The organism is Mucilaginibacter sp. PAMC 26640 (assembly GCA_001596135.1).
Taxonomy (GTDB): Bacteria; Bacteroidota; Bacteroidia; order Sphingobacteriales; family Sphingobacteriaceae; genus Mucilaginibacter.
In genome coordinates this window covers 2,156,115-2,177,506 of sequence record CP014773.1, presented here as the reverse complement: position 1 = coordinate 2,177,506, position 21,392 = coordinate 2,156,115, and the positions used below count along the sequence as shown (strand labels likewise).

At 42.7% G+C, this 21,392-nt stretch carries 28 protein-coding genes; 7 read left to right on the top strand and 21 right to left on the bottom strand.

Annotated elements, in window-relative coordinates:
• The 11 genes from A0256_09340 to A0256_09290 all read right to left on the bottom strand — a co-directional run bounded on the left by A0256_09340 (nt 1) and on the right by A0256_09290 (nt 5,394).
• Nucleotides 1-369, bottom strand: a complete 369-nt coding sequence (locus A0256_09340; protein ID AMR31612.1) for a 50S ribosomal protein L14 — start codon at nt 367-369, stop codon at nt 1-3.
• A gap of 1 nt (nt 370) precedes the next feature.
• Complete coding sequence (locus A0256_09335; protein ID AMR31611.1) at nt 371-625, bottom strand: 30S ribosomal protein S17; 255 nt, start codon at nt 623-625, stop codon at nt 371-373.
• A 20-nt stretch (nt 626-645) separates the two neighbouring features.
• Nucleotides 646-849, bottom strand: coding sequence for a 50S ribosomal protein L29 (locus A0256_09330; GenBank protein ID AMR31610.1), 204 nt, complete (start codon nt 847-849; stop codon nt 646-648).
• Nucleotides 850-937: 88 nt separating this feature from the next.
• A complete protein-coding gene (locus A0256_09325; GenBank protein AMR31609.1) occupies nt 938-1,360 on the bottom strand; it encodes a 50S ribosomal protein L16 in 423 nt (140 codons plus the stop codon).
• Nucleotides 1,361-1,407: 47 nt separating this feature from the next.
• On the bottom strand, nt 1,408-2,304 hold the full coding sequence (locus A0256_09320) for a 30S ribosomal protein S3 (protein ID AMR31608.1): 897 nt from the start codon (nt 2,302-2,304) through the stop codon (nt 1,408-1,410).
• 6 nt (nt 2,305-2,310) lie between these two features.
• Nucleotides 2,311-2,739 carry a 50S ribosomal protein L22 gene (locus tag A0256_09315; GenBank protein ID AMR31607.1) on the bottom strand — a complete coding sequence of 143 codons (429 nt, stop codon included), beginning with the start codon at nt 2,737-2,739 and terminating at the stop codon, nt 2,311-2,313.
• 6 nt (nt 2,740-2,745) lie between these two features.
• The gene (locus tag A0256_09310) at nt 2,746-3,012 is read right to left on the bottom strand and encodes a 30S ribosomal protein S19 (GenBank protein AMR31606.1); all 267 of its coding nucleotides are present in this window, start codon (nt 3,010-3,012) and stop codon (nt 2,746-2,748) included.
• 2 nt (nt 3,013-3,014) lie between these two features.
• Nucleotides 3,015-3,842 (bottom strand): 50S ribosomal protein L2, encoded by an 828-nt coding sequence (rplB, locus tag A0256_09305; GenBank protein AMR31605.1) that lies wholly within the window; start codon nt 3,840-3,842, stop codon nt 3,015-3,017.
• 7 nt (nt 3,843-3,849) lie between these two features.
• Entirely contained in the window at nt 3,850-4,140 is a 291-nt protein-coding gene (locus A0256_09300; GenBank protein AMR31604.1) for a 50S ribosomal protein L23, read from the bottom strand.
• 2 nt (nt 4,141-4,142) lie between these two features.
• Nucleotides 4,143-4,775, bottom strand: a complete 633-nt coding sequence (locus A0256_09295) for a 50S ribosomal protein L4 (protein AMR31603.1) — start codon at nt 4,773-4,775, stop codon at nt 4,143-4,145.
• A gap of 1 nt (nt 4,776) precedes the next feature.
• Nucleotides 4,777-5,394 carry a 50S ribosomal protein L3 gene (locus A0256_09290; protein AMR34493.1) on the bottom strand — a complete coding sequence of 206 codons (618 nt, stop codon included), beginning with the start codon at nt 5,392-5,394 and terminating at the stop codon, nt 4,777-4,779.
• A gap of 381 nt (nt 5,395-5,775) precedes the next feature.
• On the opposite strand from A0256_09290, the gene A0256_09285 reads away from it, so the two are divergent.
• Complete coding sequence (locus tag A0256_09285; protein ID AMR31602.1) at nt 5,776-6,405, top strand: hypothetical protein; 630 nt, start codon at nt 5,776-5,778, stop codon at nt 6,403-6,405.
• A gap of 145 nt (nt 6,406-6,550) precedes the next feature.
• Here A0256_09285 and A0256_09280 read toward each other — a convergent pair whose 3' ends face one another.
• Nucleotides 6,551-7,807: a prephenate dehydrogenase gene (locus tag A0256_09280; GenBank protein AMR31601.1), complete on the bottom strand. Its 1,257-nt coding sequence runs from the start codon at nt 7,805-7,807 to the stop codon at nt 6,551-6,553.
• A gap of 181 nt (nt 7,808-7,988) precedes the next feature.
• On the opposite strand from A0256_09280, the gene A0256_09275 reads away from it, so the two are divergent.
• Together A0256_09275 and A0256_09270 are read left to right on the top strand one after the other, a co-directional pair.
• Nucleotides 7,989-8,813 (top strand): hypothetical protein, encoded by an 825-nt coding sequence (locus A0256_09275; protein ID AMR31600.1) that lies wholly within the window; start codon nt 7,989-7,991, stop codon nt 8,811-8,813.
• Between the two features lie 56 nt (nt 8,814-8,869).
• Nucleotides 8,870-9,319, top strand: a complete 450-nt coding sequence (locus tag A0256_09270) for a hypothetical protein (protein ID AMR31599.1) — start codon at nt 8,870-8,872, stop codon at nt 9,317-9,319.
• Between the two features lie 98 nt (nt 9,320-9,417).
• Here the strand turns inward: A0256_09270 and A0256_09265 are convergent, their stop codons facing one another.
• The 6 genes from A0256_09265 to A0256_09240 all read right to left on the bottom strand — a co-directional run bounded on the left by A0256_09265 (nt 9,418) and on the right by A0256_09240 (nt 13,528).
• Entirely contained in the window at nt 9,418-9,642 is a 225-nt protein-coding gene (locus A0256_09265) for a hypothetical protein (GenBank protein ID AMR31598.1), read from the bottom strand.
• A complete protein-coding gene (locus A0256_09260) occupies nt 9,642-9,857 on the bottom strand; it encodes a hypothetical protein (protein ID AMR31597.1) in 216 nt (71 codons plus the stop codon). Before A0256_09260 ends, A0256_09265 begins: the two co-directional genes overlap by 1 nt.
• Before the next feature lie 82 nt (nt 9,858-9,939).
• The gene (locus A0256_09255; GenBank protein ID AMR31596.1) at nt 9,940-10,245 is read right to left on the bottom strand and encodes a 30S ribosomal protein S10; all 306 of its coding nucleotides are present in this window, start codon (nt 10,243-10,245) and stop codon (nt 9,940-9,942) included.
• A 124-nt stretch (nt 10,246-10,369) separates the two neighbouring features.
• Entirely contained in the window at nt 10,370-12,472 is a 2,103-nt protein-coding gene (gene fusA, locus A0256_09250; GenBank protein AMR31595.1) for an elongation factor G, read from the bottom strand.
• Between the two features lie 146 nt (nt 12,473-12,618).
• A complete protein-coding gene (locus tag A0256_09245; protein AMR31594.1) occupies nt 12,619-13,086 on the bottom strand; it encodes a 30S ribosomal protein S7 in 468 nt (155 codons plus the stop codon).
• A 19-nt stretch (nt 13,087-13,105) separates the two neighbouring features.
• Complete coding sequence (locus A0256_09240) at nt 13,106-13,528, bottom strand: 30S ribosomal protein S12 (protein AMR31593.1); 423 nt, start codon at nt 13,526-13,528, stop codon at nt 13,106-13,108.
• A gap of 633 nt (nt 13,529-14,161) precedes the next feature.
• Here A0256_09240 and A0256_09235 point away from each other — a divergent pair.
• Entirely contained in the window at nt 14,162-14,413 is a 252-nt protein-coding gene (locus A0256_09235; protein AMR31592.1) for a hypothetical protein, read from the top strand.
• Nucleotides 14,414-14,499: 86 nt separating this feature from the next.
• On the opposite strand, the gene A0256_09230 is transcribed toward A0256_09235, so the two are convergent.
• Together A0256_09230 and A0256_09225 are read right to left on the bottom strand one after the other, a co-directional pair.
• Nucleotides 14,500-14,880 (bottom strand): hypothetical protein, encoded by a 381-nt coding sequence (locus tag A0256_09230; GenBank protein AMR31591.1) that lies wholly within the window; start codon nt 14,878-14,880, stop codon nt 14,500-14,502.
• 351 nt (nt 14,881-15,231) lie between these two features.
• Complete coding sequence (locus A0256_09225) at nt 15,232-15,618, bottom strand: hypothetical protein (GenBank protein AMR31590.1); 387 nt, start codon at nt 15,616-15,618, stop codon at nt 15,232-15,234.
• A gap of 93 nt (nt 15,619-15,711) precedes the next feature.
• Between A0256_09225 and A0256_09220 the strand changes: the two genes are divergently transcribed.
• Entirely contained in the window at nt 15,712-16,011 is a 300-nt protein-coding gene (locus A0256_09220) for an endonuclease (protein ID AMR31589.1), read from the top strand.
• Between the two features lie 347 nt (nt 16,012-16,358).
• Here A0256_09220 and A0256_09215 read toward each other — a convergent pair whose 3' ends face one another.
• On the bottom strand, nt 16,359-17,531 hold the full coding sequence (locus A0256_09215) for an acyl-CoA dehydrogenase (protein ID AMR34492.1): 1,173 nt from the start codon (nt 17,529-17,531) through the stop codon (nt 16,359-16,361).
• Nucleotides 17,532-18,125: 594 nt separating this feature from the next.
• Here A0256_09215 and A0256_09210 point away from each other — a divergent pair.
• The gene (locus tag A0256_09210) at nt 18,126-20,765 is read left to right on the top strand and encodes a hypothetical protein (GenBank protein ID AMR31588.1); all 2,640 of its coding nucleotides are present in this window, start codon (nt 18,126-18,128) and stop codon (nt 20,763-20,765) included.
• Nucleotides 20,752-21,159, top strand: coding sequence for a hypothetical protein (locus tag A0256_09205; GenBank protein AMR31587.1), 408 nt, complete (start codon nt 20,752-20,754; stop codon nt 21,157-21,159). Before A0256_09210 ends, A0256_09205 begins: the two co-directional genes overlap by 14 nt.
• Nucleotides 21,160-21,392: the final 233 nt, after the last annotated feature.

The following is a 21,392-nucleotide window of genomic DNA, read 5'->3' as shown; positions in this document are numbered from 1 at the left end:
TTATAATACCTCCGGTGCTAATGATACAATTTTCATAAATTGTTTTTCACGCAGTTCCCTGGCAACTGGGCCAAATATACGTGTGCCCCTTGGCTCATCCTGATTGTTCAACAACACTGCTGCGTTATCGTCAAAACGGATGTATGAACCATCTTTCCTGCGGATCTCTTTCTTGGTTCTAACCACTACGGCTTTAGATACGGTACCTTTTTTAACGTTACCCGATGGGATAGCGCTTTTTACGGTAACTACGATCTTATCTCCGATAGAAGCATATCTTTTACCGGTACCACCCAATACGCGTATCACTAAAACTTCTTTAGCTCCGCTGTTATCGGCTACATTTAATCTTGATTCCTGCTGTACCATGTTATTTAGCCCTCTCTAAAATTTGAACTAATCTCCAGTTTTTGTTTTTGCTCAGCGGGCGGGTTTCCATAATCAATACGGTATCGCCAACACCACAGGTGTTAGTTTCATCATGAGCCATAAACTTGGTAGTTTTCTTAACGAACTTACCATAAATGGGGTGCTTCACCTTCCGCTCTACAGCAACTACAATAGATTTTTCCATCTTACTGCTTACTACCAGGCCGGTACGTGTTTTTCTTAAATTTCTTTCCATTGTTTTCTCCACGCTTAAAATTAATTAGAAGCTGACGCCGCTTTGCGCTTTGTTATTTCAGTATTTAAACGAGCAATCTCCTTGCGCACTTTAGTAATACGGGTTGGATTTTCAATAGCCGAAACAGCATGAGCAAATTTCAATTTAGTAAGCTGGCTTTTCTCCTCGCTGAGCTTAGCTGCTAATTCTTCAGCTGAAAGCTCTATAATTTCTGAGTTCTTCATTTTCTTATTTAGTTAATTTGAGTTTTTAGTCCCAAGCTCAAGCTATCTTCAATTGATAATGCGAACTCAAAACTGCCAACTTCTGTATTTATGCCTCTACGTAATCTCTACGTGTTACAAATCTGGTTTGTACCGGTAATTTTTGTGCGGCAAGGCGTAAAGCCTCTTTGGCAACCTCTAAAGGCACACCTTCTGCTTCAAAAATCATACGGCCCGGGCGTACAACTGCAACCCAATACTCTGGTGCACCTTTACCCTTACCCATACGTACCTCTGCTGGTTTCTTGGTAACAGGCTTGTCAGGAAAAATCCTGATCCACACCTGGCCCTCACGTTTCATAAAACGTGTAACAGCAATACGTGCAGCCTCGATCTGGCGGCTGGTGATCCATGCTGCTTCGAGTGATTTTATACCGAAAGATCCGAATGAAAGATCAGTACCACGACTGGCTAACCCTTTCATTCTGCCTTTTTGCATCTTTCTGAACTTCGTTCTTTTTGGCTGTAGCATCTTATTAAGCTTTTATATCCTCCCGGATATGTCTTGTTATATTATTGTTATCTCCTTGGGCCACCGGGACGATTACCGCCGCCTTGTCCACCTGGACGGTTAGCACCTGGTCCTCCCGGACGGCTACCACCTTGTCCACCACCTTGTCCGCCTCTGCCACGGTCGTTACCTGCTCCTGGTTTCCTGTCGCCACGACGTTCGCCGCCACGCTCTCCACCTCTTGCACCATCACGGCCGCCGAAACCGGCTGCACCTTCAGGACGTCCGCCTTTACCGCTTGCGCTGCTAGTACCACCAATGTTTGGAGATAAATCACGTTTGCCGTAAACTTCACCTTTACAGATCCACACTTTAACACCTATTTTACCATAAGTGGTTAAGGCTTCTGCCAAAGCGTAATCGATATCGGCACGGAAAGTATGCAAAGGAATTCTTCCTTCTTTATATTGTTCGGTACGTGCCATCTCAGCGCCACCTAAACGGCCTGATGTCATCACTTTAATTCCTTCCGCACCCATTCTCATGGTAGAAGCAATTGTAGTTTTCATGGCACGACGGAAAGAGATACGTGCTTCAAGTTGTTTAGCAATACCTTCGGCAACTAACTGCGCATCAAGCTCAGGGCGTTTTATTTCGAAGATGTTGATCTGAACATCTTTTTTAGTTAATTTCTTTAACTCTTCTTTGATCTTATCAACCTCAGCGCCGCCTTTACCAATTACAATACCCGGACGGGCAGTGTGGATGGTTACCGTGATGCGTTTTAAAGTACGTTCTATTACTACTTTAGATACACCACCTTTATTGATACGTGCTGATAAGTATTTGCGGATCTTTTCGTCTTCAACTAATTTGTCGGCATAGTGATTTCCACCGAACCAATTAGAATCCCAACCGCGGATGATCCCTAACCTGTTACCTATTGGATGTGCTTTTTGTCCCATTTCAAATTAGTTGTTATCGTTTTTACTGTCCACTATCAAAGTTACATGGTTAGAGCGTTTACGTATACGGTAACCTCTTCCCTGTGGAGCCGGGCGTAATCTTTTTAACTGACGACCACCACCAACTGAAACTTCTTTTACAAACAGAAGATTATCCTCTAAGCGTTTGCCTTCGTTTTTTGCTTCCCAATTTTTGATAGCTGAGAACAAAAGTTTTTCTACACGAATAGCCGCTTCTTTATTTGTAAACTTCAGGATGCTTAAAGCTTTATTAACTTCAACACCACGGATCAGGTCAACCACCAAACGCATTTTGCGGGGTGAAGTTGGGCAGTTCTGTAACTTGGCAACAGAAGAGCCACCCACAACGAGTTTCGCAGCTTCTTTTTGTTGCCTGATCAATACAGACCTTTTAATTTTTGTTGTTGCTTCCATTGCCTGTTATTTTTTCTTTTCTGCGTGACCGCGGAATGTGCGGGTTGGAGCAAATTCGCCCAACTTATGACCAACCATGTTTTCTGTTACATACACCGGGATAAACTTGTTACCGTTGTGTACTGCGAATGTGTGACCAACGAAATCAGGAGAGATCATGCTACGGCGCGACCATGTTTTAACAACTGATTTTTTACTAGTTTCATTCAAGGTCAGAACTTTTCTTTCCAGGTTATGATCTATGTAAGGTCCTTTTTTAATTGAACGTGCCATTATTATTTCTTCCTTCTTTCAATGATATAACGATCAGACCCTTTTTTCTTGTCACGAGTTTTGTAGCCTTTAGCTAACAAACCTTTACGTGAGCGTGGATGACCACCTGATGATCTACCCTCACCACCACCCATAGGGTGATCTACCGGGTTCATGGCAACACCACGAACTCTTGGGCGACGGCCTAACCAACGTTTGCGGCCAGCTTTACCTAACACGGCATTTGCTTTCTCGCCATTTGAAACGGTACCGATAGTTGCCAAGCAAGTTGACAGGATCATACGGGTTTCGCCAGAAGGCAATTTAATAATGGCATATTTACCATCACGTGCTGATAACTGAGCGTAAGTACCGGCACTGCGGGCAATAATACCACCCTGGCCAGGGTTTAACTCAATATTGTGGATGATAGAACCTAACGGGATGTTCTTCAAAGGCATGGTATTACCAACCTCTGGTGCAGCACCTTCGCCAGATACAACTACCGTTCCAACTGTTAAGCCTTCCGGAGCTATCATGTATCGTTTTTCACCATCAACAAAATGTAACAGGGCTATACGCGCAGATCTGTTTGGATCGTACTCTATAGTTGCAACTTTTGCAGGGATGTCAAACTTGTTACGTTTAAAATCAATGATCCTGTATGCTTGTTTATGACCACCACCCAAGTAGCGCATAGTCATTTTACCGCTGTGATTACGACCGCCCGACCTTGTGTTGGCTGCTTCAACTAACGACTTTTCAGGAACGTTAGTTGTGATATCTGAATTAGATACATCAATTCTGAAACGGGTACCCGGCGTAACCGGTTTAAATCTCTTTACTGCCATTTTCGTATTATATGTTGCTGTAAAAATCTATTGTTTCACCATCTTTCAGCGTAATGATGGCCTTTTTGTAAGTAGCGGCACGGCCTGTAACTGCACCAGCTTTGGTGTTGCGGCTCTTCAATTTACCTACATATTTCATTGTGTTAACCGCTGTAATGTTAACACCATACATAGCTTCGATAGCGCCTTTGATCTGAATTTTGTTTGCTCTGTGATCAACTTTGAAAGCATAGCGATTAAGCTTCTCAGTTAATTGAGTAATCTTTTCAGTAAGTAAGGGTTTCTTTAAAATTTCCATAATTACTTAGCTAATGCTTCCTCCAAAGTTTTAACAGCACCTGTAGTTAAGATCAGTTTGCCAGCGTTTAACACATCATAAGTGTTAAGCTGCTCAACCGAAATAACCTTGGTTTTCTTCAGGTTCCTGCTTGATAAATAAACGTTGTTATTTTCAGCGCCGGCTAATACTAATAACGTTTTATCGTTAGTAACATTCAGGTCGGCTTCCATCTGGATGTAAGATTTAGTTTTGATAGCATCAAAATTAAAATCCTCTAATACCAGGATGTTGTTATCTTTTGCTTTGTATGATAAAGCAGAGGCACGTGCTAATGATCTAAGTTTTTTATTCAACTTAAAGCTGTAATCACGCGGCTGCGGACCGAAAACACGACCACCACCATTGAACAATGGAGATTTGATGCTACCTGCACGGGCGCCGCCTGTACCTTTTTGTTTATGTAATTTGCGGGTTGAACCTGCAATTTCATTACGTTGTTTTGATTTGTGCGTTCCCTGACGCTGGTTAGCTAAGATCAGCTTTACATCTAAGTAGATAGCGTGATCATTTGGCTCTACACCGAATAAGGACTCAGGCAGCTGCACCTTGGCACCTGTTTCTTTACCTGATAGATTTAATACGTTGATTTCCATCTTATTTATCCAATATTACGAATGAACCCTTAGCTCCTGGGATGGAACCCTTAACTACGATTAGGTTTTGCTCGCTAAATACTTTAACCACTTGTAAGTTTTGTACTTTAACACGAACGTTACCCATTTGACCAGCCATACGCATACCTTTAAATACACGTGAAGGCCATGAAGAAGCTCCTAATGAACCCGGTGCACGTAAACGATTGTGCTGACCGTGAGTTTGCATACCCACACCACCAAAACCGTGACGCTTTACCACACCCTGGAAACCTTTACCTTTTGAAGTACCAACTACATCAACAAAATCACCGGCAGCAAAAATATCTACAGTGATGGTATCACCAAGATTCTTTTCGTCCGTGAAAGTTTTGAATTCTACAAGCTTACGCTTAGGAGTAGTGCCGGCTTTTTCAAAATGGCCTTTTAGTGGTCCAGAAGTGTTTTTCTCCTTCTTTTCGCCATACGCTAACTGAACAGCAGCGTATCCGTCTGTATCTACAGACCTGACCTGAGTTACTACGCAAGGGCCAGCTTCGATTACAGTGCAGGGAATGTTTTTCCCTGTTTCATCGAAAATGCTGGTCATTCCTACTTTTTTACCAATTATTCCTGACATTTTCTTTATTTTATTAGTGCCCATCGAAGCAGTAGGGCTTCGTTCAAGGCATATTATTCCCCCTTTAAGGGACGGCAAAGATAGGGATTTTGTATTAATTCCCAAATACTTAACAAGTTATTTTTTAATATTTTTTGTATGGGAGAAAATGCAGCCGGAAAAAATTGGAAAATGCAGATTTTAAAGGTTTTGGTTTAACATTATTTAAACGAATTATTAAATTAAGGCACATCTTATGTTAAAGACAAAAGTCGCAACTGCTATTGCCATTTGATGTGCAGTAAGGTCTGCATTGCCGAAATGCTTATAACCGTCTTACTTGTCCAAGTTTTTTATCAAACGGCGTTTATATATGTCAATACCATCAATTATATTTACAGAATGAAACCTTATCACACCCTACTTTTATTATTGTTTAAAGTCTCGTTGGCGACTGCACAATCAGCACCTACTACCGATACCGCTAAACAAGCTAAACTCACCTTTACGGCAGTAGACTTTGTGCCCGAATACCCGGGCGGCCTGGGTGCCTTTTCCAATTATATCAGCCGTACCCTGGTTTACCCAGATGTAGCTAAACTGATTGGCATTAACGGCAAAGTATTAATAAGCTTCATTATAGAACGCGATGGAAAGGTCAGCAGCGTTACGCCCGTTAACTGCATCGGGGCAGGCTGCGAATCGGAAGCTGTAAAAGTCCTGGCCAACTCAAGAGCATGGAAACCCGGAATCCAGAATGGCCGGCCGGTTAGGGTGCAATACTCCATACCCATCAATTTTGCTGTCGAAAAAGGCAAGGTGACCATGAAACAGTTAAAGGCGGCTAAGTATGGCTTTGTATTCAATATAAAGGATAAGATTTATACATTAGAACAAGCGCAGACCATACTTGGCAATTCGTTCCAGTCGGTCGAGGTGGAAATAGCCGAACCGTTTTATAACGAAGGCAACGACGTGCGATTCAATATGCCTGATAAGAAAGAAGTCTATGTGGTGAAGATGAAGGGGTAATGGGCACATGCTAAAAATATGCAGCTACCCATTAGCTACAACTCAACGACGGCCGATTTCGCTTGATTCACAGACAAAATGTTCGGTATAGAAGGCTATCTGGTAAAGTGTTATAGGTGTAATCCAAAAACAACTTCCATTTACATTACTCCATCAGCCTCCTGATCATCTCCGCGCTTTGCTTGTTCCCTTCTTCCAGTCGCCCCTGGAAAAAAGCCTGCACTTCGTTAAAGTGTTTTTTATACCCTTCCATATCGCCATACCCTATAATGGCACTCCACTCTCTTACTGCCGAGTGAAATTCCAGATCATCGCCGCGAATGGTTTTATCATATAAGGCAGTCTGGATCGATTCTTCCAGCAGCTCCTCATTTTTAAATAGGTATTCCGCTATGCCCAGGCGCAGGCGGAAGGGCGGTGTCTGGCAGATCAGATTATCATATGGGTTTACACCCAAATGGTACCAGGCATCTACCATACTTAAGATACTCAGGTGCGAATTTGGCTTTTGGTGGCCTGCATCCTTAGCCAGAGAAAATTCGCGCATCACATCGTCGTTGAACATGATTGGCTTGCGGCTTTCATGGAATACAAAGTCGCGCGCACGATACAGGCGCTCCCGAAACTCCGTCTCCTGCTCTTTGATCATCAGTTTAAACAGCTCTGATTCAGAATTGGCATACTGCTTCACCTGTTGACGGGCGTAAGGATTCAAAATGGCCAACCCGGCGTATACGTGTGCTTTATAGCTAAAAATGCGCAAAGTAGTTAAGATCTTCACATTATCTATCCCTCCAACATAACTAGCATTTTCCCAGGGGAAAAACCCGGCTGATTTCCAGGCGGTGCCCATGCTTTCAAATCCAACATGCGTAACGGCCTGCGTATCGGCTACGATTTTGTCGTGTTCGTGATAATCAGCTATTTCAACAATATCTGTTTCCACGGCGGTAAACAATTTCAACATCTGCTGGTACGAATCCCCTTCGTAACGATGCGGAATCAGGATCAATTTCTGCCCCTTAGGTTCGAAGCCCGGCCCATGCATGGCGTGGAAGGTAATGATCTGCGCATCGGCTGGCAGGTGCTTTTCAAATATGGCTATCTCCGGATGTTTAACGGAAGTTTGCCCGGCCACAATAGCACCATATTTAGTAGATGGGCCGCATTGTGCTACAACCTGCTCCAATTTATCAGCCTCAACCGAATAAATAATGAGATCGCTCATTCGCGACACGTCTTTGCCATTGTCCATTAGGGTAATGCCCAATGGATTTAACTCTTCCTCTAATCTTTCACGATTGATGGGTAGGTCACAACCGCAAACGGTGTATCCCGCATTTGCAAAAGCTTTGGCGTATAATCGCCCCATATCGCCCAACCCTATAAAACCTATGTGCATATTGTAAATAAAAAGCCTAAGATATGCTTTTGCTAATTACACTTGATGATGTGTAGTGTGCATCTTTTTTATATTTTTAAGAACTGAAAAATACCTACGGATAATAAAACAGCTTAGTGCCATGGCGGCTAACTTATAATTAATTTAACAAACTTTAGATTACATTGCACCGTTTAAATTAATGTACGCCAAGATTGAAACTTATTTACCCCCGATTTGCAATTATATGATTAAGCTTCTCAGATCAACCGCAACTATTTTAATAATACTGACATTAAGTAGTATCACCACAACTTATGGCCAGGATAGTGTCAAACGGGCGAAACCCGCAGCTGTTAAACCAACCCCAACCAAGCCAGCCGTGAAATATAACCCTTATGCTAAAAAACCGTATTACCCGGTGAAGGCAGCAACGGTAACGGCACCTTCGGCGCAACAGCCAGCGACAACCAATGCTGTAGCAACTAAGCCGTGGCTACAACCTGCCGACCCGGCCCTACTTAACGATAAAAGCCTTAAAGGCCAATACCAATATCTGCTAACCCGGGTGTACCATTACCAACAACCGCTGATATCCGCCTTGTGGAAGAACTTTTCTGATACCTTGAATATCACAAAACGGAAACTGGTAGATATTAACGGTAAAATTACAACCCAAACTAAAAGGGCCGATTCGCTACAAAAAGAGTTAAGCGCCAAAGATCAGAACCTTTCGGTTTCAAACTCCCGGGTAGACCAGGTAAGCCTGCTGGGCATGCCGGTAAGCAAGGCAACTTATAACTGGATCATGTGGGGACTGGTAATTACCTTTGGGGCAATTGCGGCAATCGTGATCGCGCGCGCAGGCAGCCACAGCCGGGAAGCAAAATACCGTACCAAGCTTTATAGCGAACTGGAAGAAGAATACAAGACCTACAAAGCAAAAGCCAACGAAAAAGAAAAGAAACTGGCTCGTGAACTCCAAACGGAACGCAATAAACTGGACGAATTAAAGGGGAACGAATAGCAAAGGCTGAAGCCATCCGGCCCCTGAAGGGGCAGCAGGTTTAAATTACAAATTTTATGAACGCCTACCTGTTTGGATGGAACCCGGTTAAATTTAAGTGGGCTAATTTGGAGGATGATATTGAAAAGGTAAAGCGGGAAGGTTCGCTGGTGGATAACTGGAGTGTGGTGAGCCATAAAAGCATTAAACCTGGCGACCGGGCCTATATTGTACGGCTGGGTAGCGAGCCGAAAGGCATTTTTGCCTCCGGAGTAATAGCCTCAGCCCCCTACCCCGCAGTTAAGAATGGCCGGAATTACTACCGGATAGAAGTTGCACTGGATGTTTTGCTAAATCCGCAAAAAGAACCGATCCTCAGTTTCGATATTTTAAAAACAGGTAACCTGGCAGAACAAACCTGGTCACCGCAGGCATCGGGTATATCCATCAGGCCATACCTGGCGGATGAATTGGAAAGTGTTTGGCTGAATTTCCTGAGCCAACATGCTTATTATGGGAAGGTATAGCTTAATTTATACTTTAAACAGTAAGATACCATGGGTTCGCTATAAAATCGGGGCCTGCCGATTGTCCCAAAAAAATAAAAGTATAACTCTCGTGTTACTTATTTTATAAAATAAAGAACAGTTTTTATGAACCGTGGCTTTTCGAATTGTAGGTAGCTTTCCACTTCTTTATATACGAAAGGCGATTCAGACAGTATTAATAATACATCGTACACGCGCTTCTCAAACTTTATAAGACTGCTTTCACCCCATTTATTTAAAATTTGCTCTTGTAGTGTATCGAACGTCTGATTTGCTTTTCTGGAAAATACAAGTTCAAACATTACTTAAATAGATGGAGTTTTTTTGTAAAATCAGCAAAAGAAGTGTATTCGCCTGCTTCATAATCAGCTTCTCCTTGTTTTACACCTTTTATTACATGAGGCGGCAGACCCTCTTCCTGATTATCATCTTTTGTAAAGGAGACTTCTAATGCGGCAAAAAAAGCCTCGACAGCTTTTTCCTGGTGCGCTTTGGGATTTACAATGTAAGTGGCCATATACCAAATTTAAATAAAATTCTTTAACCAAAAAAGCCACTCTTTTTCAAGAATGGCTTTTCGTATGGATCTTCCGGTATAGTTACACCTTGATTTCCACTTCAACTCCGCTAGGCAATTCAAGCTTCATTAAAGCATCTACAGTTTTAGAATTTGAACTGTAGATATCCAGCAAACGCTTGTAAGAGCATAACTGAAATTGCTCACGTGCTTTCTTGTTTACGTGCGGTGAACGCAACACGGTGAAAATTTTCTTTTCGGTTGGTAACGGAAGTGGTCCGCTAACTACAGCACCCGTAGGTTTTACTGTTTTTACGATCTTCTCGGCAGATTTATCTACCAGGTTGTAATCGTAAGATTTCAATTTGATCCTGATTCGTTGGCTCATGTTGTTTGATTTTATGGCTGTTCCTAAGAGCTATTTATTAGGGTAGCCGGTTTACTTTGATATTAAAGATAAAATAACTTGAAGATCATTTTCAGATCCTCAAATTATCTGATCTTTAAATTTATTAGCTGTTCTTTTTGCCTTTTACTTTAGCAACTACTTCTTCCTGTACGTTACGTGGTGCTTCAGCATAGTGATCAAACTCCATGGTTGAAGTAGCACGGCCAGAGGTAATGGTACGTAACTGGGTTACATAACCAAACATTTCTGAAAGTGGTACAGTAGCTTTAATTACCTGAGCACCTGCGCGTGAATCCATACCCAAAAGCTGGCCACGACGACGGTTCATGTCACCGATTACATCACCCATGTTTTCTTCCGGGGTAAGGATCTCGATTTTCATGATCGGCTCTAACAATACTGGTTTACATCTTGGCAACGCTTCACGGTAAGCAGATTTTGCTGCGATCTCAAAAGACAGCGCATCTGAATCGACTGCGTGGAACGAACCATCAATTAAACGTACCTTTAAACTGGTTAACGGGTAACCGGCCAATACACCATTCGCCATAGAAGCAGCGAAGCCTTTTTCTACAGATGGAATAAACTCACGTGGGATAGAACCACCGCTGATTTCATTCACAAACTGCAAGCCTTCTTTACCTTCATCGTTTGGTGACAGTATTACCTGGATATCGGCAAATTTACCACGACCACCGGTTTGTTTCTTGTAAGTTTCGCGGTGTTGAACGGTACCTGTGATAGATTCCTTGTAAGCTACTTGCGGAGCACCCTGGTTAACCTCTACTTTAAACTCACGTTTTAAACGGTCCATGATGATATCCAAGTGAAGCTCACCCATACCGCTAATAACGGTTTGGCCGGTTTCTTCGTCAGATTTTACGTGGAAGGTTGGATCCTCTTCTGCTAATTTACCAAGTGCCAAACCTAATTTATCTACGTCGGCCTGTGTTTTAGGCTCAATAGCTAAACCAATTACCGGCTCAGGGAAATTCATAGATTCAAGGATGATCGGGTGTTTCTCGTCGCAAAGGGTATCACCTGTTTTAATATCCTTAAAGCCCACTACCGCAGCAATATCACCTGCACCCACATTAGGGATAGGGTTTTGCTTGTTAGCGTGCATCTGGAAGATACGGCTGATACGCTCTTTGTTATCAGAACGCATGTTATGCACATATGAACCTGCTTCCAGGTTACCTGAATAAACGCGGATAAAGCATAAACGACCTACGAAAGGATCGGTTGCAATTTTAAATGCTAAAGCTGCAAACGGCTCTTTTTCTGATGGTCTGCGTAGAATTTCTTCGCCAGTATCAGGGTTGGTACCAATGATACCTTCTACATCCATAGGTGAAGGAAGCAATTCCATCACGTAATCAAGCATGGTTTGTACACCTTTGTTTTTGAAAGATGAACCGCAAACCATAGGCACAATTTTAGCATCCAACACAGCTTTACGCAATGCATCTAAAATTTCGCGTTCAGTGATTGATTCAGGAGCTTCGAAGAATTTCTCCATCAAAGTTTCATCGTAATCAGCAACAGATTCAAGCAATTTCTCTCTCCACTCTGTAGCTTCTTCGATCATATCCGCAGGTATAGGCACTTCGGTAAAGGTCATACCTTTATCATGCTCATTCCAAACAATACCTCTCCAGTTGATCAAGTCAACAACACCCTGAAATTTCTCTTCAGAACCGATAGGTAACTGCAAAGGAACAGCGTTGCTGCCTAACATGCTTTTTACCTGTTTTACAACATTTAAAAAGTCTGCACCGCTACGGTCCATTTTATTAACGAAACCAATACGGGCAACATTGTAGTTATTAGCAAGGCGCCAGTTGGTTTCAGATTGTGGCTCAACACCATCAACTGCCGAAAACAAAAATACCAAACCATCTAATACACGCAGTGAACGGTTCACCTCAACGGTGAAATCCACGTGTCCTGGTGTATCAATAATGTTGATATGATATTTTTGGCCCCTGTAATTCCAATCTACGGTGGTTGCAGCAGAGGTTATGGTAATACCACGTTCCTGCTCCTGTGCCATCCAGTCCATTGTAGCTGCACCCTCGTGTACCTCGCCAATTTTGTGGCTCACACCCGAGTAGTACAATATACGCTCTGTTGTAGTGGTTTTACCGGCATCAATGTGAGCGGCAATACCTATGTTTCTTGTATATCTTAGATCTCTTGACATATTAATTATTGAATTAGTGAATTAGTGATTGAGTGAATTTTGCTTCGCCAATACTAATTTTTAAATGAAAGAGCGAATTAACGAATTACTGATTAGCATAATGTTACCAAATCACTAATTCCTTAATTCACTCAATCACTAATTTTTTAGAAACGGAAGTGAGAAAACGCTTTGTTGGCTTCAGCCATTTTGTGCGTATCTTCTTTCTTCTTCACAGCAGCACCTTCACCTTTAGCAGCAGAGATGATCTCACCGGCTAATTTCTCCATCATCGTTTTTTCTCCACGACGACGGGCATAGCTGATTAACCATTTCATACCCAAAGCAACTTTACGTTCCGGGCGAACCTCGGTAGGTACCTGGAAGTTTGCACCACCAACACGGCGGCTTTTTACTTCAACAGCAGGCATTACATTGTTTAAAGCTTTTTTCCAGCTATCTAAACCGTTTTCGCTGGTTTTCTTTTCAACAATATCAATTGCATTATAGAATATAGTGTAGGCGGTAGATTTTTTACCGTCGAACATCATGTTATTTACAAACCTGGTTACCAAAACATCATTGAATTTTGGATCAGGAAGAAGGATTCTTTTTTTAGGTTTTGACTTTCTCATTATTACTATCCTCCTTTAATTATTTTTTCTTCTTAGCTGGTGCACCCTTAGTTGGAGCAGCTGCCTGTCCTGGTTTAGGGCGTTTAGTTCCGTATTTAGAGCGGCGTTGATTACGGCCCGCAACACCTGATGTATCTAACGCACCACGGATAATGTGGTAACGTACACCCGGTAAATCTTTAACACGACCACCACGGATCAAAACAATTGAGTGTTCTTGTAAGTTGTGGCCCTCTCCTGGGATGTAGGCATTAACTTCTTTACCATTTGTAAGGCGCACACGTGCAACTTTACGCATTGCTGAGTTTGGTTTTTTAGGGGTAGTGGTGTACACACGGGTGCACACGCCTCTTCGCTGTGGACAGCTGTCCAACGCTGGTGACTTACTCTTGTCAACCAGAGCTACTCTACCTTTTCTAACTAATTGCTGAATAGTAGGCATTTTTTCCTTTTTGTATTTACTGTTTTATCCTTATTTTAAGGACTGCAAAGGTAGGTAGTATTTTTTGATTTTCAAGGGCTTGCCATAAAAAGTTTTTGTAATAGGTTGATTAGGTGGGGCGAGTGCTAAAATGCCGGAGTTTTAAAGCTTTAAACTACATTAATTGCAGTAAACACAATATGGGCAATGCCTTCGGCCCAGGCTGTACGTTCATACGCGCACATGGCATTAGCCGCAGGGCCGGTATCCACTTTCATCCTTATTGCAAATTTTGGGGCTTTTGAACTGTATTTTTGTTCGCGGTCTGTTTATGGGCAAACATCAAAAACACGCCCGACTGCCCCCGAACAGGGTATTTATGGAAGCACCTGCAAGTAAAACTGGTGGTGTTTCTGAGATTCCGCTGTTGTTGAGTGTTTTCACCAACAACCTTAAGCTCGGGTAAACGCATTAAAATCACTCCCTCACCCACCCCATCTTTATCCCATTCATAAAATATTTCGTCATCTTTCCATCGCTACCTTTCTCAAATTTTAAACTAAGCCCAGGTCTTGAAAGCAAATAGTAAAAAACTATAATACTTACAAACCCGGTATTAAAAGCTTACTTTAGGTGTTAACAAAACCAACTCACATGAAAACCGACCTTTACACCAAAATCATGCTAACCATTATCGCAGTAGCACTAACCATTAACCTGGTGAAAAACAGTATTACACCTGCCATGGCCGACAATAAAAAATACGCATCTATCCCCTTAAATGCCGATGGCAGTCTGAATGTGCATATTAGCAAAACCGATGGACCGATGGAGGTAAACATTAAAAATGTAGATCGCAGTGCCTTTTACTATGTAGATGCAATTCCTGTGAAGATCAAACCCTAATATTTTCAGATTAATAAACTATAGATTAGATTTTTCAATACCCTTTAATAAATGAAGAAGTTAGCCGTCCTCCTAATCGGGCAATATTACAGCGCGTAATGATCTTTGATGACCAGCAATAACACAATGATTGAAACGATTATATAAACGATGAGATACCTGCCGCTCCTTTTAATATCTTCAGTAGTGTAATGAAGTGCCTCGATCTTCTCCTTTTTATAAAGCAGCCAAAACACATGGTAGCCAAGCACAAGGCAACTCAAACAGATCACGATAAGGTTTTGCTCCCAGCTTCGCCGGTTTAGGTAACTGTAAGTTTTAAGTAAGGCAAAATTCACATACAGCATCAACGAAAAAGCGTTAATCAGGCCCACCGTTAATACAGCCCACAATGCGCTTTGATAGGCAAATCTTCGCCCGAAGCCCTGGTTATAATGGTTATAAAATAAAAAGATAACTTTTTTCAATTAGGAGAAATTAGTGCTACCAAAGATAGACCACCCTGATTAACTCATCAAAAAAATAAACTAACATTTTATACCTGAAGCGACTGGGCTCATTAGCCAGTAAAATCCCCAAGGATCACCTCCCGCTCCGCCCCAAAAGCCGTCATGCTGCATACCTTGCACGTGGGATGCCGAAATAAATTCGGCACGACGGCAGGGGGATAGTCCTTTGTTGGATAATTTGAAGCCGAAGCTGACTACTATCGAATGCCCTCCAACGCCGTCATGCCGAATTCATTTCGGCACCCCACAGGACAGGTTGCCACTAGCAAAGCCCGCCGCCCCGCCACCTCCAACGCCGTCATGCCGAATTCATTTCGGCACCCCACAGGACAGGTTGCCACTAGCAAAGCCCGCCGCCCCGCCACCTCCAACGCCGTCATGCCGAATATATTTCGGCACCCCACGGGACAGGTTGCCACCTTTAAAAGCCCCGCCGCCCCGCCACCTCCCGCGTGCCGTCACGCCGAATTCATTTCGGCACCCCACAGGACAGGTTGCCACTAGCAAAGCCCGCCGCCCCGCCACCTCCAACGCCGTCATGCCGAATATATTTCGGCACCCCACCGGACAGGTTGCCACTAGCAAAGCCCGCCGCCCCGCCACCTCCAACGCCGTCATGCCGAATTCATTTCGGCACCCCACAGGACAGGTTGCCACTAGCAAAGCCCGCCGCCCCGCCATCTCCAACGCCGTCATGCCGAATACATTTCGGCACCCCACCGGACAGATTGCCGTTTGGCACTTAGATTATTATTACCTTACCCCTTTATAACTAAAACCTAGAACCTTATGCAGTATAAAGAGCCCCATGTTTACATCATGACTAACGCATACCGAACCACGTTTTATATCGGGGTAACTTCAGATTTACGGACCAGAGTATGGCAACATGTAAATGATGAAGGGTCTGAATTTGTAAAAAAATACAAGTTATACTACTTGGTTTATTATGAATATTTCCATCTCATCACTGATGCTATCGACCGTGAGAAACAATTGAAAAACTGGCACAAAGAATGGAAGATCAACCTCATTAAATCTATAAATCCAGAGATGAAGGATCTGAAAGCCGAATTGGAAATAGAATAACCAACGAATACCTTGCACGTGGGATGCCGAAATAAATTCGGCACGACGGCTGGGGGATATTTTGAAAGTATAGCTGCCGTAATGCTGCATACCTTGCACGTGGGATGCCGAAATAAATTCGGCACGACGGCAGGGAAATAGTCCTTTGTTGGATAATTTGAAGGCGACGCTGAATACTACCGAATTCCCTCCAACGCCGTCATGCTGCATACCTTGCACGTGGGATGCCGAAATAAATTCGGCACGACGGCAGGGGAAATTTAAAAAGCGTTGCTATTTACACCCTGCATACTTTGCACCTGCGATGCCGAAATAATCCGGCACGATGGCTGTGGAAAAATAATACCCTACTTAAGTACCTCCCGGGCGATCACTATTTTCTGGATCTCGGATGTACCCTCGCCTATGGTACACAATTTGGCATCGCGATAGAATTTTTCAACAGGAAAATCCTTGGTGTAACCATATCCGCCGAAGATCTGTACGGCTTCATTGGCGCAGCGCACGGCTACTTCTGATGCGAAGTATTTAGCCATGGCCGATTGTTTAGTTACCGGCAGGTGCCGGTTTTTAAAATCCGCAGCCTGCATAATTAACAGTTCGGCTGCCTCAATTTCGGTAGCCATATCTGCCAGTTTGAAAGAGATTCCCTGGAAACTGCTGATAGGCTGCCCAAACTGGTGCCGCTCTTTCGAATAAGCAACCGCAGCTTCAAAAGCTCCTTTGGCAATACCCAACGACAAAGCCGCAATTGAAATCCGGCCGCCATCCAGTACTTTCATCGCCTGTTTAAACCCTTCGCCTGCTGCACCCAGCAAATTTTCTTTCGGTACGCGGCAATTATCAAAAATCATTTCGGTCGTTTCTGATGCACGCATGCCTAGCTTATTCTCTTTTTTACCCGCGCTAAAGCCGGGGGTGCCTCGCTCAATTACTAAAGCAGAGATGCCGTGGCTATCGCCTTTATCACCGGTGCGCACCATCACAACCGCTACATCGCCAGATTTGCCATGCGTTATCCAGTTTTTTGATCCGTTAACTATGTAATGGTCACCATCTAGTACAGCTGTGGTATTCATACCCATGGCATCGCTCCCGGTATTAGCTTCCGTTAAGCCCCACGCGCCCAACCATTCTGCAGTGGCCAGTTTGGGTAGCCAGCGCTGTTTTTGCGCTTCGCTGGCGAAAGCCAGGATATGCCCTGTGCATAAGGAGTTATGCGCAGCTACCGACAAACCTATTGATCCGCAAACCTTAGCGATCTCTACGATAACCGTCACATACTCGGCATAACCAAAGCCCGAGCCGCCGTATTCTTCCGGAACCAGCACACCCATCATACCGCTTTCGCCCAGCAGCTTAAACAGTTCCAGCGGAAATTCTTGCTGCTCGTCCCAGGTCATTACATTGGGGCGAATATGTTTCTCAGCAAAGTCTTTAGCCATCTGGCCTATCATTTTTTGATTATCGCTGATAGAAAAATCATAGCCCGCAGGTGTGTCGGTAAGTAAATGATCCATTGTAAAGTAAATTATATTGGTTGCGGTAAATATACAAGTTAACTTTAATTTACTATGCATGCATAGTAAATTAAAGTTGAAAAATTCTCCGATGTATTCTTGGGGGAAATTGAGCGCTATTGCGACATTTCAGATAATCTCCGGTAAATGGTCAGTAAATATTTACGGAGCGCTCAACGATAAATCTTGCATAAAATTTCATTTTAGATTTTTTCATGATAAAAATTGAACAGGCAGGAGATTTTTTTTAACAAAGAGCCCGTTAATTAGCCATTACAGCAGAATAAAAATCTGTTTATTAACCTAAATTCAAATTAAATTGGAAAAAAACTTATTATAAGGGTAATATTTAGTTAAAACGCAAAAATATAACCGATTTTACTCGAAAACCAGATTTTTTTTTCAAATTTTTAATTAATTACACAATTAATTAACAGTAAAGTATTATAATACGTATATAAATTCAATTTTAATAAAAAACTAACTTTAAAAACCCTTTTATTGAATTATATATAAAAATGAGGGACTAGTTTGTAGTTCAATTGTTACATAGTACATTGTAAATCTTTATTCATTAACTAACTGATCAATTTCATGAAAAAAAATTTACTGAAAATTTTTATTGGGATAGTTATGGCCTTCTCCAGCCTATACGCCCAATCACAAACCCGAACAATTACGGGCACCGTAATTGCTCAGGACGATGGCTTACCAATTCCTGGTGTAAGCGTAGGTATTAAAGGAACCAATATCGGCACGCAAACATCAGCCGATGGAAAATACACCTTATCCATACCAATAAGTGCCGGCAAATTATCGTTCAGCTTTATCGGCTACCTCACTACTGAGGTCACTATCACAGGCACGATAGTAAATGTAAAGCTGGCTACAGCCAACAGGCTGCTAACGGAAGTTGTTGTTACCGGTTCTGGTGTAGCAACCAGCAAGGCCAAGCTTGGCATTTCCGTAGAGGCTATTTCATCAAAAAACCTCCCCCAGACGCCCACTGCATCTATCGACCAGGCGCTGGTTGGTAAAGTTCCGGGCGCACAGATCTCGTCTGTTGACGGTACTCCAGGAGCGCGCACAAATATTATGTTGAGGGGTGTTAACACCATTCAAAGAGGAACCTCTCCAATGATATTGGTTGATGGTGTGGAATCAGGCGCAACCGACATCAATTTGCTCGATCTTACCAATGTTGACCATATAGAGGTGGTACAAGGAGCGGCCTCTTCCACTATTTATGGCGCCCAGGGAGCTAATGGTGTTATCCAGATCTTTACCAAAAAAGGGCACCTCGGAAAACCACAGATCACGATCTCCAGCAGCGTATCAGCCAATAGCATTATCAACAGTGGTAATGTACACCAAGCTAAACTAAATAGTTTTAAAACCGACGCTAACGGTAACTTTGTTGATAACAGCGGCAATGTCATCGCTTTAGATCAGGATGGCACTTATCCCGGTGTAACATGGGCTTTCCCATCGGGCAATGGCAACCCTACTTCCATGTCGAACCCATTAAATATCGCAAACAAAGCATACGGCACCAATCTTAAGTATTATGACCACATTAAGCAGCTATTTAAAACCGCTTATACTACTAATAATGGTGTAAATATATCCGGTGCTACAGAAAAATTCGACTACAATGTTGGTGTAACTAATAATCACGAGCAAAGTACCATCCGTACCAATGGTTATAACGACCGCACTAACTTAACAACCAATTTGGGCATGGAGCTGTTTAAAGGATTTACGTTAAGGTCTACAACCCAACTGATCTATATCAGGAATACGCTTAACAGAAATTTAGGTATAGGCAATTCCGGTGGTATATTTAATGCACTTAATGCTTCTCCATTTTACGATTTTAACCAGACACTTGCTGATGGCACCTACCCTTTCTCGCTAAATTCAGGCACAGTGAGCGTTAACGGCGACAATCCGTTTTATTATACCGAATATGGCAGTACCCGCGATAATCGTGTTGATATTTTGCAAAACTTCCAGGCTAACTACAAAGTAAATAAGTTTTTGGAGTTGAATGCAAAATATGGCTTAAACTACAGCAATCGCGAGGCCAATTATATATACCAAAACCAATCTGCAAATATTGCCTCTCAGGATCTTAACAGTTTCATTGGTAACTATGCAGGTGACAATACCGGTGAATTAAATAAAAATACCTATAAAACAACCTTCCAAAACTTCAACGGATCGGCTACCATCCGTACCGATTTTGAAAAGGATTTTCATATCGATGTGCCAATTACCACATCTACATTAATACAATACGACTATCGAAAAAAGAAATACGAGGAGTTTGATACCTATGGCTTAGGTTTACCAAGCTACCCTATCTATAACTTTAACCAAACACAAACGCAAGCAGTTGCGTATGATTATACCGAGCCATTTGTAACTTTCGGGTATGTTGTAAATCAAAAAATAGACATTGGCGATTTTGGTGGCGTATCCGGCGGCTTTCGCAGTGACTACTCATCTGCATTTGGCCAGGGATCCAAGCCATTTACCTTTCCAAATGCAAACGCTTATATCCGTCCGTCATCGTTTGGTTTTTGGAAAAACAGCGGACTTGGCCGTAGAATCCCAGAATTTAAATTGAGGGCTGCTTATGGTAAAGCGGGGATACAGCCGAATGCCTTCGACAGATACCCTGTTTTGGATCCAAGAAACTTAGGGAATAGCCTTTCATTTGCACTTCAAAATGGAAGTAAAAATCCGGCATTAAATGTTGAAGTGTCCAGGGAGATTGAATTTGGCACTGATTTTTCTGTAACCGGACTGTCGGGCAACTGGCTATCAGTATTGAATTTCAGCGCCACCTACTGGACACGTAAAGGATACAATGTGATATACGATGTAGACGTTTCGCCGTCAACAGGGGCCAACAAAATCAAAAGTAATGCGATAGACCTCTCGTCAAATGGCTTCCAGGCATCGTTAAATATCAATGTTTTAAAGTCTAAAGATTTTAATTGGAATTTGACTACAAACTTCAGCCATCAAACATCAAAAATCGATGGAATCGACGGGCCGTCAATCATATTAGCAAGTGCGGCAGGGAGCACACAGCTTACTTTAAACCCTGGCACCAAAATAGGACAGATCTATGGATACAAAGCGCTAACCAGTTTGACAGAAGTTAATCAGCAGGGCGTAAGGTACATTGCCGATGCCGACTTGGGTAATTATGAAAGAAAATGAATTAATAAAGGCTGAAGCATTGATAAATACAGGAAACATCGCCGCTGGCTTACAAAGCATTGATAATGTTCGTGCCTTACAAGGTGCCGGGCTTGCAACATTGGCAAGTAAAAATTTAACCCCCGCACAAGCAATCACTCAACTCAGGAGCGAGCGCCGGGTAGCATTGGTGTTTAGAGGCCTTGCTTTTTACGATGCACGCCGTTATGGCATCACTTACGATGTAAGCAAAGGAGGCGGTATCACCAATGCAATTGTAATAGGCAGCACAGGAGTAATAAATACAAAGGCTACTATCAACTATAACTTCCTTGATTATTGGGATGTTCCCGCTGATGAATTTGTACTGAATCCACCGGCAGCAGGCAGTGCACCGTTGGTTAATCCAAATTGATTAACTCATTTGTGTCGTTCTTTATATCAGTTAATATTTAATACCCACGGCCGTGCACACAAATTGCACGGCCTTTTTTGCACCTTCTCCTGGGGATAAAAGATATTTTCTATCAACTAAATTTATTGTAAACCTACAACAGGATTACTATTGTCGAGTATAAAGTTCATACCACAATAACCGGTTGCAGGGTGTTTCACGAAAGGTGATTCACCTCAATTTAAACCATATTC

Coding starts and splice junctions, on each gene's coding strand:
- A0256_09340 (AMR31612.1), bottom strand. CDS start 369: ATGGTACAGCAGGAATCAAGATTAAATGTAGCCGATAACAGCGGAGCT.
- A0256_09335 (AMR31611.1), bottom strand. CDS start 625: ATGGAAAGAAATTTAAGAAAAACACGTACCGGCCTGGTAGTAAGCAGT.
- A0256_09330 (AMR31610.1), bottom strand. CDS start 849: ATGAAGAACTCAGAAATTATAGAGCTTTCAGCTGAAGAATTAGCAGCT.
- A0256_09325 (AMR31609.1), bottom strand. CDS start 1,360: ATGCTACAGCCAAAAAGAACGAAGTTCAGAAAGATGCAAAAAGGCAGA.
- A0256_09320 (AMR31608.1), bottom strand. CDS start 2,304: ATGGGACAAAAAGCACATCCAATAGGTAACAGGTTAGGGATCATCCGC.
- A0256_09315 (AMR31607.1), bottom strand. CDS start 2,739: ATGGAAGCAACAACAAAAATTAAAAGGTCTGTATTGATCAGGCAACAA.
- A0256_09310 (AMR31606.1), bottom strand. CDS start 3,012: ATGGCACGTTCAATTAAAAAAGGACCTTACATAGATCATAACCTGGAA.
- rplB (AMR31605.1), bottom strand. CDS start 3,842: ATGGCAGTAAAGAGATTTAAACCGGTTACGCCGGGTACCCGTTTCAGA.
- A0256_09300 (AMR31604.1), bottom strand. CDS start 4,140: ATGGAAATTTTAAAGAAACCCTTACTTACTGAAAAGATTACTCAATTA.
- A0256_09295 (AMR31603.1), bottom strand. CDS start 4,775: ATGGAAATCAACGTATTAAATCTATCAGGTAAAGAAACAGGTGCCAAG.
- A0256_09290 (AMR34493.1), bottom strand. CDS start 5,394: ATGTCAGGAATAATTGGTAAAAAAGTAGGAATGACCAGCATTTTCGAT.
- A0256_09285 (AMR31602.1), top strand. CDS start 5,776: ATGAAACCTTATCACACCCTACTTTTATTATTGTTTAAAGTCTCGTTG.
- A0256_09280 (AMR31601.1), bottom strand. CDS start 7,807: ATGCACATAGGTTTTATAGGGTTGGGCGATATGGGGCGATTATACGCC.
- A0256_09275 (AMR31600.1), top strand. CDS start 7,989: ATGTACGCCAAGATTGAAACTTATTTACCCCCGATTTGCAATTATATG.
- A0256_09270 (AMR31599.1), top strand. CDS start 8,870: ATGAACGCCTACCTGTTTGGATGGAACCCGGTTAAATTTAAGTGGGCT.
- A0256_09265 (AMR31598.1), bottom strand. CDS start 9,642: ATGTTTGAACTTGTATTTTCCAGAAAAGCAAATCAGACGTTCGATACA.
- A0256_09260 (AMR31597.1), bottom strand. CDS start 9,857: ATGGCCACTTACATTGTAAATCCCAAAGCGCACCAGGAAAAAGCTGTC.
- A0256_09255 (AMR31596.1), bottom strand. CDS start 10,245: ATGAGCCAACGAATCAGGATCAAATTGAAATCTTACGATTACAACCTG.
- fusA (AMR31595.1), bottom strand. CDS start 12,472: ATGTCAAGAGATCTAAGATATACAAGAAACATAGGTATTGCCGCTCAC.
- A0256_09245 (AMR31594.1), bottom strand. CDS start 13,086: ATGAGAAAGTCAAAACCTAAAAAAAGAATCCTTCTTCCTGATCCAAAA.
- A0256_09240 (AMR31593.1), bottom strand. CDS start 13,528: ATGCCTACTATTCAGCAATTAGTTAGAAAAGGTAGAGTAGCTCTGGTT.
- A0256_09235 (AMR31592.1), top strand. CDS start 14,162: ATGAAAACCGACCTTTACACCAAAATCATGCTAACCATTATCGCAGTA.
- A0256_09225 (AMR31590.1), bottom strand. CDS start 15,618: ATGACGGCGTTGGAGATGGCGGGGCGGCGGGCTTTGCTAGTGGCAACC.
- A0256_09220 (AMR31589.1), top strand. CDS start 15,712: ATGCAGTATAAAGAGCCCCATGTTTACATCATGACTAACGCATACCGA.
- A0256_09215 (AMR34492.1), bottom strand. CDS start 17,531: ATGGATCATTTACTTACCGACACACCTGCGGGCTATGATTTTTCTATC.
- A0256_09210 (AMR31588.1), top strand. CDS start 18,126: ATGAAAAAAAATTTACTGAAAATTTTTATTGGGATAGTTATGGCCTTC.
- A0256_09205 (AMR31587.1), top strand. CDS start 20,752: ATGAAAGAAAATGAATTAATAAAGGCTGAAGCATTGATAAATACAGGA.